The organism is Actinomadura sp. NPDC000600 (assembly GCF_040492135.1).
Lineage (GTDB): Bacteria > Actinomycetota > Actinomycetes > Streptosporangiales > Streptosporangiaceae > Spirillospora.
Map to the genome: position 1 here is coordinate 103,993 of NZ_JBEUPD010000016.1, position 13,129 is coordinate 117,121.

Consider the following 13,129-nt stretch of genomic DNA (forward strand, 5'->3'; position numbering starts at 1 on the left):
GCGTGAGCGGCGCGGCGCACGGGCGGCGGCAGGTGCATGAGCAGGGGAAGCGCATGGACGAGGGCGGCGCATGAGGGTCCGGATGACGGTGATGGCCGGGCTGGCGACGCTCGCCGGCTCGATCGGGCTGTACCCGCTGTTCGAGAAGGCGGGCTGGTTCTGGGCGGGTGTCGGCGCGGTGCTGGCCGTGTCCGGCGGCGGGCTGCTGTCGCGGCGCCTGCGCACGCCCGCGCCGGTCGGGCTGCTGTTCGGCCTGGCGGCGCTGGTGCTGTACCTCAACATGGCCTTCGCCGGCGGCGAGGCGTGGCTCGGGGTCGTCCCGTCGCCGGAGTCGGTGCGGCACCTCGGCGAACTGGCGGACGAGGGCTGGCGGGCGGCCAACCGGTACGCGGCGCCCGTCCCGCTCGTCCCCGGCATCGCGATGCTGGCCGCCGCGGGCATCGGCCTGGTCGCCGTCCTGGTGGACCTGCTGGCCGTGCGGCTGCGCCGCGCCGCGCCCGCCGGGCTGCCGCTGCTCGCCATGTACAGCGTGCCCGCGGCGATCCGCGAGGACGGCGTCGGCTGGCCGGCCTTCGGCATCGGCGCGTTCGGCTTCCTCGCCCTGCTCATGGCCGACGCCCGAGAGCAGGTCGGCGGCTGGGGGCGGATCGTGGCGACGCGCCGCAGCCCGCGGGACGTGCCGCTGGCGGGCGCGCAGCCGCCGCCCGGTGACCCCGACCACCGGCCCGACGCCTCGGCGCTCGCGGCGAGCGGCCGCCGGATCGCGGCCGGCACGGTCGCCGTCGCCGTGCTGCTGCCGGCCGCGGTGCCCGGCCTGCACCCGCGCGGCGTGTTCGGCATGGGCGGCGGCTCCGGTCCGGGCACGCAGACCGTGACGACGCCCGACCCGCTGGTCAGCCTGAAGCGGGAACTGACCCGGCTGGACGACTCGACCGTCCTCACCTACCGCAGCGACGCCCCCGAGAGCCCCGGCTACCTGCGCCTCTACGCCCTCGACCGGTTCGACGGCGACCGGTGGACCTACAGCCCGCTGAAGAGCAGTTCCAAGGACCGGGTGAGCGGCGACCGCACCCTCCCCCCGCCGCCGGGGCTGACCGTCGCGCCCTCGCGCGAGGTGACGACCGAGGTGCGGGTGCGGCCCGAGGTCAGGAACATGACGTTCCTGCCGGTGCCGTACGCCCCGACCAAGGTGTCGATCAAGGGCGACTGGCGGGTGCACGGCCAGTCGCTGATGATCTACTCACTGCGCGACTCGGCGAGCGGGCGCTCCTACACCGTCAAGAGCATGCTCCCCGAGCCCACCTCCGGGCAGCTCGCCGCCGCGGGGCCCTACCCGCCCGACATCGTCGCGCACTACACGGCGGTGCCCAAGAACGTCCCGCCGCAGGTCAGGAAGCTCGCCGCGGACGTCACCGCCGGGTCGGCGACCGCGCTCGGCCAGGCGGTGCGGCTGCAGCGCTGGTTCACCATGAGCGGCGGGTTCACCTACGACCTGTCCGCGCCCGCGCCGCAGCACGGCAGCGACCTCGTCGACTTCCTGCTGCACAGCAAGCGCGGCTACTGCGAGCAGTTCGCCGCCTCGATGGCGCTGATGGCGCGGATCCTCGGCATCCCGTCCCGGGTGGCGATGGGGTACACGCCGGGCAGCGAGGTCAAGCCCGGCGAGTGGGTGGTGCGGTCGCGCGACGCGCACGCCTGGCCCGAGCTGTACTTCGAGGGCTCGGGATGGGTGCGCTTCGAGCCCACGCCGAGCGGCGCGGGCGGGCAGGGCACCGCCCTCGCCCCCGTCTACAGCCAGCCCGCGAGCAGCACCGGCGGCAGTCCGGAGGAGCAGACCACGCGGGCGCCGGACTCCTCGTCCCCGGAGGAGGGCTCGACCGCCGCGTCCACCGGCCCGCGGCACCGCAACGACGAGGGCCCGGCCGGCGCGACCGGCGCGCAGGAGGAGGGCGACGACGGGTTCTCCGCGGCGCCGTGGGTCGCCGGCGCCCTGCTGGTCGTGCTGCTGATGACCGTGCCGATGGTGCTGCGCAGGCTCGTCCGGTGGCGCCGGTGGGCGGCGCTGACCACCTCGTCCGCCCCGCCGCCGGCGCCCGCGCGAAAGGCCGGGGCGTCGGATCCGGTGGGGAAGGCGGAACCCGCGCGGCGAACGCGGGCACGCGGTCAGGTCGCCGCTGCGGAGCCGGGAACGCGGACGCCCGATCCGGCCGGGGTGGCGCACGCCGCATGGCAGGAGATGTGCGCGGACGCTCTCGACCACGGGCTGGAATGGCGGGCCAGCGAATCCCCCCGGGCGGCCGCACGGCGGCTCGGCGAGCTGCTGGAGATGGACGCGCCGAGCACGCAGGCCCTGACCCGGATCGCCCGCGCCGAGGAGCTGGCGCGCTACTCGCGGACCCGCTCCTACGAGCCGCCCGAGCGGCTGCGCGCCGACGTCCGGACCGTCCGGGAGGCGTTCTCCGCGTCCGTGGGGCGCCGGGCACGGTGGCGCGCCCGCCTGCTGCCGCCGTCCACGGTGGCGCAGACCCGCGCCGCGCTCCGCACCGCGGGAGACCGCGCCCTCGACGCCACCGCCCGCCTCAACGACCTGACGACCCGCCTGAACGACCTGCCGGCGCGCCTCCGCCGCAGGTAGGCGCGCGAGGAGCGGGGGTCAGGCGGGGCGGGCCGCTCGCCGCTCGGTGAACGCGCGCGCCTTCGCGCGGTTGCCGCACACCCGCATCGAGCACCACCGCCGGGACGCGTTCCTGGAGGAGTCCCAGAAGACCCAGGCGCAGTCGTGTGCCGGGCAGCGCCGCACCCGCGGCCAGTCGCCCCGGGCCGAAGCGGCGAAGTAGGCGGCGGCGATCCGGCCCAGGGCCTCGGAGAAGGGCCCGCCGCTCGCGGCGAGGTACGGCCGGTTCTTCGCCGCGTCCGCATCGGCCGGAAGGCGCAAGGTGAGGGTGAGGGCGGCCAGGACCTCCTGGGCGGCCTTCACGTCCTCGGCGTCGACGGGTTCGCCGTTGTTCGCGAGCGCCAGGCTGCGCAGCCCGCGCCTGAGGTCGATCGCCGCCTGGACGTCCGCCGCCGTGACGGACGGCCTTGAGCGGCACAGCCCCTGCTCGACGAGCCAGTCCGCCAGAGCCTCCGGACCGTCGCCGAACACGTCGGTGCCGTCCTCGACGTCGACGGTGTTGAGGAAGTCGACGACGGGTCGCACCTCCGGAGGAAGTTCTCGCATGCCCGCTCCCAATGCTCTCGCTATAACCAGCAAACCCGATCACTGGTTGACGCGCAAACTGCTAACCACCTAAGTTCTTCACCGGTTAGTCCACCGGGAACCGAGTACCGCTACCCGCCGGCGATCGAATGGTTGACCAGGCACCTCACCGTGGAGGCCCACTGATGATCTCAATCCTCGCGGCTCCGACGAACCTCGGACTGCGTCCACCCCAGAAGTCCGGCGTCCCGGGGTGCGCCAAGGCGCCGGAGGCGCTGCGCGAAGCCGGGCTGCACACCCGGCTCCTGCGCGACGGCGCCGAGGACGCCGGTGTCGTCATCGCGGGGAGGTACGTCGACGACCTGGTCCCCGGCTCGGGCCGAGTACGCAACCAGGACGCTCTCATCGACCACGCGATGCGGCTGGCCGGGCGGATCGGCGCGATCGTCGACCGGGGACGCGCTCCACTGGTCCTCGGCGGCGACTGCAGCCTCCTCGTCGGCGCCGGAGTCGCGCTCGCCCGCAGGGGCCGCTACGGCCTCGTCCACATCGACGGGCACACCGACTTCCGCCACCCCGGCAACTCTGACCAGTGCGCGAGTGTGGCCGGTGAGGACCTCGCCGCCGCGATCGGCCTGCACTGGGCGGCGGTGTCCGACATCGAGGGCCTGTCCCCCTACTTCGCCCCGGCGGACGTCGTCCACGTCGGCTGCCGCGATGACGACGACGCGCTCACCGAAGTACGGGAGGTCCTGGCCGGCGTGGTGCCCGCAAGCCAGTGGATCAGCGACCCGCCGGGCGCGCTCGCCCAGATCCGGGAGGCCGTCGCCGCCGACGGCCTCGACGGCTTCTGGCTGCACGTCGACATCGACGTCCTCGACCCGGCCCACATGCCCGCCGTCGACAGCCCCGCCCCCGGCGGAGTCGACCCCCGGCAACTGACCGCGCTGCTCAGCGAGCTGGCCGCCGACGCGATCGGCGCCGACGTCTGCATCTTCGACCCCGACCTCGACGCCGGCGGCGGGTACGCACGGCTCGTGGCCGACACGATCGCCGACGGCCTCGGCCGCCTCGGCGCTCGCAAGGCCTGATCTCCCGGGGCACGAGCAGGGCGGCTTTCACCCGCGGGGCCGGACACACGTTCGTCCCGGCCCCGTGGGAGCACCCACGCACGGCCGGGACGAGTCGCTGAGAAGCTAGTGCCTAAGTCACTCTGGGGGACGCCCCCAGACGCCGCTCAGTCGCCTTCGGTGCGGCGGCGCCAGCGTTCCTCCATGCGCTCCATGAAGCCCGCCTTGGCGGGGCGCGGCTGGCGGCCGCCGCCCCGGGCGGGCTCGTTGCCGATGCCGGTCATCCGCTTCCAGCTCGTCAGCGCCCAGACGCAGCACACGACCATCAGCAGGAACCCCGTCACGCTGATCGCGATGGTGACGGTGCCCTCGTTGATCACGAGACCGGCCATCAGCGCGCCCACGCCCACCACGAAGCCGAGCGCGGCCTTGACGATCCGGCGCTTGTAATGGACCTGGGGGTTGGTCGAGCGAACCGCGTGAGCGAACTTGGGATCCTCGGCGTACAACGCCGATTCGATCTGTTCGAGCATGCGCTGCTCGTGCTCAGAGAGCGGCACGGCACCTCCCAGCGACAGCTCCGCGACGGAGTATCCGATGCGGGACGCGAACGTCAACGGTGATATGCCCAGAATACGAGGACTCTCGAGCGTACGAAAGCGAACGGCCCCCCGAGGACCCGGAGCCGGTCACCCCACAGCCTTCTTTCATTGTCTTCCGTCCCTGCCGTCCCGTGCGTCACCCTCCGCCGCACGCCGGACGAGCGCGGCGGGGCGCACCGCGCCGCGGCCGAACCGGTGCGCGACCTGGTCCATGGCTCGCTCGGCCTCACGCCAGCCGCTGTCGGGCTCGTCGAGGGCGAGCTGACGGGGGGCCTCGCCGGCGGGGCCCAGGTTCTCCACCCGCACCCCGACCAGACGGAGTCGTACCCGTTCCAGGCCCGCCGCCTCGTACAGCTCGCGGGCTGTGACATAGATCACACGTGCGAGATCGGTGGGCTCGGCCAGCGTGCGCGCCCGAGTGATCGTCTTGAAGTCGGCCATCCGTAGTTTGACGCTGATCGTACGACCGGCGTTCCCGCTCTCGCGCAGCCGCGCGCCGACCTTCTCCGCCAGCCGCAGCAGCTCCCGCCGGATGACCTCGGGGTCGTCGACGTCGGTGTCGAAGGTCTCCTCGGCGCCGATGCTCTTGTCGGGCGTGTGCGGGACGACCTCGCGCGGGTCGCGTCCCCACGCCAGCTCGTGCAGGTGCCTGCCGAGCGCGTTGCCGAGCTCGCGCTGCAACGTGGTGGGGGGCACCTGGGCGAGCTGCCCGACGGTGCGCAGCCCGAGGCGGGTGAGCGCCTGCTCGGTGCGCTCGCCGACGCCCCAGAGGGACGCGACGGGCAGCGGGTGCAGGAAGTCGACGACGCCGTCGGCGGGCACCACGAGCAGCCCGTCGGGCTTGCACCGCGTCGAGGCGAGCTTCGCGACGAACTTGGTGTTCGCGACGCCGACCGAGCAGGTGATGCCCTGCTGGTCGCGGACCTGGTCGCGGATGAGCTGCGCGATCGCCGCGGGACGGCCCAGCCGCCGCCGGGCGCCCGCCACGTCCAGGAAGGCCTCGTCCAGCGACAGGCCCTCGACCAGCGGCGTGACGGAACGGAAGATCTCGAAGACCGCGGCCGACACGCGGGAGTACTTGCCGTGGCTCACCGGCAGCACCACCGCCTGCGGGCACAGCCGCCGCGCCCGCGTCATCGGCATCGCCGAGTGCACGCCGAACCGCCGGGCCTCGTAGGAGGCCGCGGACACCACGCCGCGCGGCCCGGCGCCGCCCACGACGACCGGGCGCCCGCGCAGCTCGGGCCGGTCGAGCAGCTCGACGCTGACGAAGAAGGCGTCCATGTCGACGTGCAGGATGGAGCAGCCGGTGTCGTCGGCGGGCGGGCCGGGCTGCGGCCCCGGCCGGTGCAGCTGCTGCTTGCGGCTCACGGGGACTCCTCGCCCGGCCGCCAGGCCGTGCGCGGGCCGCGCCGCCGTGCCGTCCGGTCCGCCGCGCGCACGGTCTCAGCCGGCCGGCTTGTCGGCCACCAGGTGCAACTGGGTGGCGAGGTCCCGCAGGACCGGGTGGACCGCGGCGACGGACTCCAGCGCGATCAGCGCCTCCGCCGAGTCGGCGTCGCCGTCCAGCAGGCCGCTCGGCACCAGGTCGGCGAAGATGCGGACGCCCTGCAGCTCGGCGACCCGCAGCCCCGCGCCGCTCACCAGCGCCGACAGCGTCTCGCGGGTGAACCGGCGCGGCATGCGGTCACCCTCGCCCCACCGCCCGGACGGGTCGGTGAGCACCTGCCGGGCGTCGTCGAAGTGCCCGGACACGGCGCGGTGCAGCGCCGCCGCGATCTGCCCGGACGCCAGCACGCTGACCGAGCCGCCCGGCCGGACGGCGCCGGTCAGCGCCGCCATCGCCGCGGCCGGATCGTCGACGTACTCCAGGACGCTGTGGCACAGCACGAGGTCGGCGGCGTCCGGGCCGAGCAGGTCGGGCAGGTCGACGGCGTCGCCCTGCACGGCGCGGACCCGCACCCCGGACTCGGCGGCCCGGCGCTCCAGCGCGGCCAGCGCGTCCGGGTTGGAGTCGACCACCGTGACCCGGTGCCCCAGCTCGGCGAGCGGCACGGCGAACCCGCCGGTCCCGCCGCCGACGTCCACGACGTCGCTCAGGCCGGCCTCGGGAGTGATGCGGTCGAGGACCACGCGCAGGGCGTCCCACAGGACCGCGTTGCGCACCCGGCTCCCGCCCCGCACCCGTTTCTGAACCCGGCCCGGCACAGCCGCTCCCCTAACGTTCGTCATCAAGGAGAGCTTATTGCAGCGCACTGTCGCTCGGGGCTGGCGGCACTGCGATAAGCACCGCGCCTACCTCAGCCACCGCCGCAACTATGCGACGACCCCGACGGTTGCGATCGCGTCCGAAGGCAGGGCCGGGGGCGGAGACGCGAGCGAAGCGAGAACCTGATCGCGCAGCGAGCCGCAAGGCGAGACGGAGCGATGCCAGCGATCGCCGCGTTTTTCGACGATGGAGGGCCGCCAGGCCCGAAGGAGAAGAAAGACGCATTAGAGGCTGAGCGACGGCTTCAGTTGCTGCAGGCGGGACAGGAGGCCGTTGACGAAGCGGGGGGACTCGTCGGTGGACAGCTCGGTGGCGAGGCCGACCGCCTCGCTCACCGCGACGCCGTCGGGGACGTCGTCGACCCACAGCAGCTCGAACGTGCCCATCCGCAGGATGTTGCGGTCGACGACGGGCATCCGTTCGAGCGTCCAGCCGGTCGCGTAGGTGGCGAGCAGCTCGTCGATGCGCTCCCGGTTCTCCTGGACGCCCTCGATCAGCCGGACGGCGTGCGGGTACTCGGCGAGCTCGTCCTGGTTCGGACGGCCGCGGGCGGCGAGCACCGCCGTCGGCTCCTCCTCCCGCAGCTCCGCGGCGAACAGGATGTCCAGCGCGAGTTTCCTGGCCTTGGTGCGCGCGGCCATCTCAGGCGCGGCCGAGGTACTCGCCGGAGCGGGTGTCGACCTTGACCTTCTCGCCGGTGGTGATGAACAGCGGGACCTGGATCTGCGCGCCGGTCTCCAGAGTGGCGGGCTTGCTGCCGCCGGTGGAGCGGTCGCCCTGCAGGCCGGGCTCGGTCTCGGTGATCTCCAGCACGACGGCGGCGGGCAGCTCGACGTACAGCGGGTTCTCGTTGTTGAAGGCGATCACGGCGTTCTGCTCGGGGAGCAGGTAGTTCGAGGCGTCGCCGACGACGGCCGCGGGGATGTGCGGCTGGTCGTAGGTCTCGGTGTCCATGAAGACGAAGTCCTCGCCCTCGCGGTAGAGGTACTGCATCTCGCGCTTGTCGACGCTGGCCACCTCGACCTTGGTGCCGGCGTTGAAGGTCTTGTCGACCACCTTGCCGGACAGCACGTTCTTGAGCTTGGTGCGGACGAACGCGCCGCCCTTGCCGGGCTTGACGTGCTGGAACTCGAGGACGGTCCACAACTGGCCGTCGATGTTCAGCGTCATGCCGTTCTTCAGGTCGTTCGTCGTCGCCACTGCGTTGTTCTCCCGGTCGCGGGCCCGCGCGTCCTACAGGACGAGCAGATCCTTGGTCGTTGTGGTGAGGAGCTCCGGCCCGCCCGCGCGGACGACCAGCGTGTCCTCGATGCGGACCCCGCCCCGGTCCGTGAGGTAGACCCCCGGCTCAGCGGTGATCGGAACCCGATCCATCAGCTTACCGGTCTTGTCGTACCCCATGAGCGGCGCTTCGTGGATCTCCAGGCCCACGCCGTGCCCGAGGCCGTGCGAGAACGCCTCCCCGTGCCCCGCGTCCGCGATCACGTCGCGGGCGGCGGCGTCCACGTCCTTCGTCTCGGCGCCGGGCAGCGCGGCGGCCAGCGCGGCCGCCTGCGCGCGGTGGACGAGGTCGTAGAGGTCGCGCTGCCAGGCGGCGGGCTCGCCGATCGCGACGGTGCGGGTCATGTCGGCGTGGTAGCCGCCGTAGAGGGCGCCGAAGTCCATGGTGACGAGGTCGCCGCGCTGGAGCTCGCGGCCGCCGGGATGGTGGTGCGGGACGGCGCCGTTGGGTCCGGACGCGATGATCGACTCGAACGCGGGGCCCTCGGCGCCCTCGTCGACCATGGCCCTTTCGAGGGCGATCGCGACGGCGCGCTCGGTGACCCCGGCGCGGATCTCGGGCAGGACGGCCTCGAACGCGCGGTCGGTGACGGCGCACGCCTCGCGGAGCAGGCCGATCTCCTCCTCGTCCTTGACCATGCGGAGTTCCTCGACGAGGCGGCCGAGCGGCGCCAGTTCGACCTCGGCGGCGTCCAGGAGCGCCGTGTGGTGCTCGACGGTCACGTCGTGGGCCTCGAAGCCGACCCGGCCGAGGCCGTCCTCGGCCGCCCGCTTCACCAGCGCCTCCGCCACCTGCCGGTCGACGACGACGGGCAGTTCCGGGCAGACCTGCGCGGCCATCCCGGCGTAGCGGCCGTCGGTCGCGAGCACGGCGGGGCCGTCGGCCGGGACGAGCAGCGCGGCCCGCGAGCTGTCCAGGCCGGTCAGGTAGCGGACGTTGACGAGCCGGGTCACCAGCAGGGCGGCGGCGTCCCGTTCGGCGACGAGCGCGGCGAGCCGGCGGCGGCGCGCGCGGTGAGTCTCCCCCATGGCCAGGACTCTAGATGATCGCCTGGGAGGCCGTCTCAACGCGGTCACGAACATGAATAACCCTCGACTTTTACTCGAGGGCTGGCCTAGCGTGACCCGGCGTGTGCTCCGTCCCGTCCGTCCTCCCCCCGAATGGACTTCCCCCCAGGAGTGATTCCCCTTGACCCGAGTCAGCAGAAGAAGACTGCTGGGCACAGGCGCGCTCACCGCCGCCGGAGCCGTCGTCACCGCGGCCGCGGCCCCGCCCGCCGGCGCCCGCACGGCTCCGCTCGCCGCCCCCCTCGACGCGTCCCTCACCGCGGACGTGGTGATCGTCGGCGCGGGGCTGTCCGGCCTCACCGCCGCCCGCGACCTCGTCGCGGCGGGCCGGTCCGTGATCGTGCTGGAGGCGCGCGAGCGGCCCGGCGGCCGCGTCTACGGGATGCCCCTCGGCGACGGCACCACCAACGAGGGCGGCGCCGAGTTCATCGGCCCGACGCAGGACCGCATCGCCGCGCTCGCCAAGGACATGGGCGTCGACACCTACGCCACCTACAACGAGGGCAAGAACGTCTACTACCGGGACGGCAAGCGGTCGCTCTACGCGACCGACGGCCTGCTCGGCGCGGTCCCGCCGGACTGGGGCGTGGTCGACCTGGAGCTCGCGCTTCTGAAGCTCGGGGGCATGGTCCAGCAGGTGCCGGTGGGCGAGCCGTGGAAGGCGGCCAAGGCCGAGGAGTGGGACGCGCAGACCTTCCACACCTGGTCGCGGTCCAACTCGCTGAGCGGCGGCGCGCGGTTCCTGATGGACGCCTTCGCCTCGTCGACCCTGTCGATGCGCTCGCAGGAGGTCTCCCTCCTCTACCTGCTGAACTACGCGGCCTCGGCGGGCAACGAGGCCAACCCGGGGACGATCGACCGGCTGATCAACACGAAGGGCGGCGCGCAGGAGTCGCGGTTCGTGGGCGGCTCCCAGGAGGTGCCGATCCGGCTGGCGGCGAGGCTCGGCGACATCATCCGCTACAACGCGCCGGTGCGGTCGATCGCCACCGGTTCGGGCGGCGTCACGGTGACCGCCGACGGGGTCACGGTGTCGGCCAAGCGGGTCGTGGTCGCGATGTCCCCCGCGATCGCCGGGAAGATCGACTTCTCGCCGGGGCTGCCCGCGAGCCGGGCGCAGCTCATGCAGCGGTACCCGATGGGCTCGGTCGCCAAGTTCGTCGCCGTCTACGACACGCCGTTCTGGCGCGCGGACGGGCTGACCGGGCAGGCCGTGGCCGACAGCGGCGCCATCGACGCGACGTTCGACAACAGCCCGCCGGACGGGTCGCGCGGCATCCTGATGGGCTTCATGAACCAGGCCAACATGCGGAAGCTGGACGCCGCGCCGGCCGCCGAGGTCAGGGCGGCGGGCCTCGACTCGTTCACCAAGCTGTTCGGCGACAAGGCCGCCAATCCGACGCTGACCGCCTTCCAGCGCTGGGACAACGAGACCTGGAGCGGCGGCGGCCCTGTCGGCGTCGCCCCGCCCGGCGCGCTCACCGCGTTCGGCCCGGCGCTGCGGGAGCCGTGCGGCCCGATCCACTGGGCGGGCACCGAGACGTCCGGCTACTGGACGGGCTACATGGACGGCGCCGTCCGCTCCGGCGAGCGCGTCGCCAAGGAGGTCGACGCGGCCCTGTAGGGCGCGGGCCCGTAAGACGGCCGTGAGGGGTGGGCGACGAGTCGCCCACCCCTCACACGTCCGCGGGACCTCACACGTCCGCGGTCACAGGTCGGCGGCCATCTCCTTGACCTTCTCGATCAGGGCGAGGCGGCTCTTGTGGTCGCCCGCGATCGGGGCCACGTTGAGCGTGGTGACGCCGGACTCCTTCATCGCCGCGAGCCGCTCCCGGACGTGCCCCTCGGAGCCGATGAGGGACATCTTCTCCAGCAGCTCCTGCGGGACCTTCGCGGCGGCCTCGTCCTTCTTGCCGTCCAGGTACAGGTCCTGGATCTCCTCGGCCTCCTTCTCGAAGCCGTACCGGCGGGCGAGGTCGTTGTAGAAGTTCTTGCCCTTGGCGCCCATGCCGCCGATGTAGAGCGCGGCCATCGGGCGGCCGAACTCCAGGAAGCCCTTCACGTCGTCGCCGATGGCGAGCGGCGACTGCCCGACCACGTCCAGCTCGCCGAGCGCCGGGTCGCGCTTGGCCTTGCCGGCCGCGAGGGAGGGGCCCCACACGTCCGCGGCCTTCTCCGGCATGTAGAAGATCGGCTCCCAGCCGTTGGCGATCTCGGCGGTCAGCTCGACGTTCTTCGGGCCGATCGCGGCGACCATGATCGGGATGTCGGCGCGCACCGGGTGGTTGATGAGCTTGAGCGCCTTGCCGAGGCCGGTGCCCTGCCCCTCCGGCAGCGGCAGGTGGTAGTACTTGCCGTCGTGCTGCACCCGCTCGCGGCGCCACACCTTGCGGCAGATCTCGATGATCTCGCGGGTGCGGCCGAGGGGCGCGGTGTAGGGGACCCCGTGGAAGCCCTCGATGACCTGCGGGCCGGACGCGCCGATGCCGAGCGTGAACCGCCCGTCGGAGACGTAGTCCAGCCCCGCGGCCGTCTGCGCGATGGCGGTCGGGGTGCGCGAGTAGATGTTGAGGATGCCGGAGGCGATCTCCACGCGCTCCGTCTTGGCGGCGATGTAGCCCATCTGGCTCACCGCGTCGAAGCTGTACGCCTCCGCGACGTAGACGATGTCGAGGCCGGCCTTCTCGTAGTCGGCGAGCTCCTCGACGGTCTCCTTGAAACCGCCCGAGTAGCTGAGCGCCATCCCGATGCGCATGGTCTCCCGCGCCCCTTCCCTAAACCGAATCCGATTCCAGTCGAACGTAACCTACTCCCGCCGCCCGCCCGCGGGGAGGGGTCACGGCAGCGCCGGGCCGTTCAGCGCGTCCAGCGCCTGCCGGTACATCGCGGTGCGGATCGTCGCCACGACCGCGCCGTTCTTGCTCGCCAGCGACGCCGCCCACTCCACCGCGGCGGGCAGGACCTCATCCTCCGCCGCGACGCGCTGCACGATCCCGGCCTCGCGCGCCTGCTCCGCGGTGTACCGGCGGCCGGTGAGCATCGCCTCGTGCGCGGCGGCCTTCGGCAGCCGTGCCGTGATCAGCGCGTTCATCCCGGGGGTGAAGCTCATTCCGAGGTCGACCTCGGGCAGGCAGAAGTAGCCGCGGTCGCTCCGCATGACGGCGAAGTCATGCGCGAGGGCCAGCATGCCACCGCCCGCGAAGGCATGCCCGTTCAGCGCGGCGACCGTCGGCATCGGCAGCGACAGGACGCGCGCGAACAGGGCGTGCACGCGGCGCAGGTACTCCTCGAACCTGTCCTGGTTGGCGCCGAGCCAGTCCAGGTCCAGGCCGTTGGAGTAGAACTTGCCGGTCCCGACGGTGACGAGCGCGCCCGGCCCGTCGTTCTTCGCCACCGAGTCGAGGGCCCCCTCGACCGCGTCGAGGAAGTCCGGGCCGAAGCGGTTCTCGCCCGCGTCGAACCGCAGGACGTACACGTCTCCGTCGCGCTGGAGGTCGATCACGAAGGTCTCCTTCTTTCCTGCCCGCTTCCCCGCCTGACCGCACTCGACCTTACTCGCGAGTAGCAGAGTCGGCGTCCGGCATGGCCAAATGTCTCCATGACGGTCGTCATGGTCAACGCGGGAACCGTATGATGAATG

Annotated in this window: 12 protein-coding genes; 3 read left to right on the forward strand and 9 right to left on the reverse strand. The window is 73.0% G+C overall.

Annotated elements, in window-relative coordinates:
• Positions 1-70 precede the first annotated feature (70 nt).
• The gene (locus ABWI07_RS23360; RefSeq protein WP_353819791.1) at positions 71-2,635 is read left to right on the forward strand and encodes a transglutaminase TgpA family protein; all 2,565 of its coding nucleotides are present in this window, start codon (positions 71-73) and stop codon (positions 2,633-2,635) included.
• Positions 2,636-2,653: 18 nt separating this feature from the next.
• On the opposite strand, the gene ABWI07_RS23365 is transcribed toward ABWI07_RS23360, so the two are convergent.
• Positions 2,654-3,220, reverse strand: coding sequence for a CGNR zinc finger domain-containing protein (locus ABWI07_RS23365; protein WP_353819792.1), 567 nt, complete (start codon positions 3,218-3,220; stop codon positions 2,654-2,656).
• Positions 3,221-3,384: 164 nt separating this feature from the next.
• On the opposite strand from ABWI07_RS23365, the gene ABWI07_RS23370 reads away from it, so the two are divergent.
• Positions 3,385-4,290: an arginase family protein gene (locus ABWI07_RS23370; protein ID WP_149257296.1), complete on the forward strand. Its 906-nt coding sequence runs from the start codon at positions 3,385-3,387 to the stop codon at positions 4,288-4,290.
• 146 nt (positions 4,291-4,436) lie between these two features.
• Here the strand turns inward: ABWI07_RS23370 and ABWI07_RS23375 are convergent, their stop codons facing one another.
• The 6 genes from ABWI07_RS23375 to ABWI07_RS23400 all read right to left on the reverse strand — a co-directional run bounded on the left by ABWI07_RS23375 (position 4,437) and on the right by ABWI07_RS23400 (position 9,450).
• Complete coding sequence (locus tag ABWI07_RS23375; protein WP_149257999.1) at positions 4,437-4,829, reverse strand: SCO2097 family morphological protein; 393 nt, start codon at positions 4,827-4,829, stop codon at positions 4,437-4,439.
• Between the two features lie 147 nt (positions 4,830-4,976).
• Positions 4,977-6,242 (reverse strand): DNA polymerase IV, encoded by a 1,266-nt coding sequence (locus ABWI07_RS23380; RefSeq protein WP_149257297.1) that lies wholly within the window; start codon positions 6,240-6,242, stop codon positions 4,977-4,979.
• 75 nt (positions 6,243-6,317) lie between these two features.
• A complete protein-coding gene (locus ABWI07_RS23385; protein WP_149257298.1) occupies positions 6,318-7,103 on the reverse strand; it encodes a methyltransferase domain-containing protein in 786 nt (261 codons plus the stop codon).
• A 261-nt stretch (positions 7,104-7,364) separates the two neighbouring features.
• Positions 7,365-7,781, reverse strand: a complete 417-nt coding sequence (nusB, locus tag ABWI07_RS23390) for a transcription antitermination factor NusB (protein WP_149257299.1) — start codon at positions 7,779-7,781, stop codon at positions 7,365-7,367.
• Between the two features lies 1 nt (position 7,782).
• The gene (gene efp, locus ABWI07_RS23395) at positions 7,783-8,340 is read right to left on the reverse strand and encodes an elongation factor P (RefSeq protein ID WP_149257300.1); all 558 of its coding nucleotides are present in this window, start codon (positions 8,338-8,340) and stop codon (positions 7,783-7,785) included.
• A 33-nt stretch (positions 8,341-8,373) separates the two neighbouring features.
• A complete protein-coding gene (locus tag ABWI07_RS23400) occupies positions 8,374-9,450 on the reverse strand; it encodes a M24 family metallopeptidase (RefSeq protein WP_149257301.1) in 1,077 nt (358 codons plus the stop codon).
• 160 nt (positions 9,451-9,610) lie between these two features.
• Between ABWI07_RS23400 and ABWI07_RS23405 the strand changes: the two genes are divergently transcribed.
• On the forward strand, positions 9,611-11,113 hold the full coding sequence (locus ABWI07_RS23405; protein WP_353819793.1) for a flavin monoamine oxidase family protein: 1,503 nt from the start codon (positions 9,611-9,613) through the stop codon (positions 11,111-11,113).
• 84 nt (positions 11,114-11,197) lie between these two features.
• On the opposite strand, the gene ABWI07_RS23410 is transcribed toward ABWI07_RS23405, so the two are convergent.
• Both ABWI07_RS23410 and ABWI07_RS23415 read right to left on the reverse strand, forming a co-directional pair.
• Positions 11,198-12,244: an LLM class F420-dependent oxidoreductase gene (locus ABWI07_RS23410; RefSeq protein WP_149257302.1), complete on the reverse strand. Its 1,047-nt coding sequence runs from the start codon at positions 12,242-12,244 to the stop codon at positions 11,198-11,200.
• A gap of 81 nt (positions 12,245-12,325) precedes the next feature.
• Complete coding sequence (locus ABWI07_RS23415) at positions 12,326-12,991, reverse strand: enoyl-CoA hydratase-related protein (protein ID WP_149257303.1); 666 nt, start codon at positions 12,989-12,991, stop codon at positions 12,326-12,328.
• Positions 12,992-13,129: the final 138 nt, after the last annotated feature.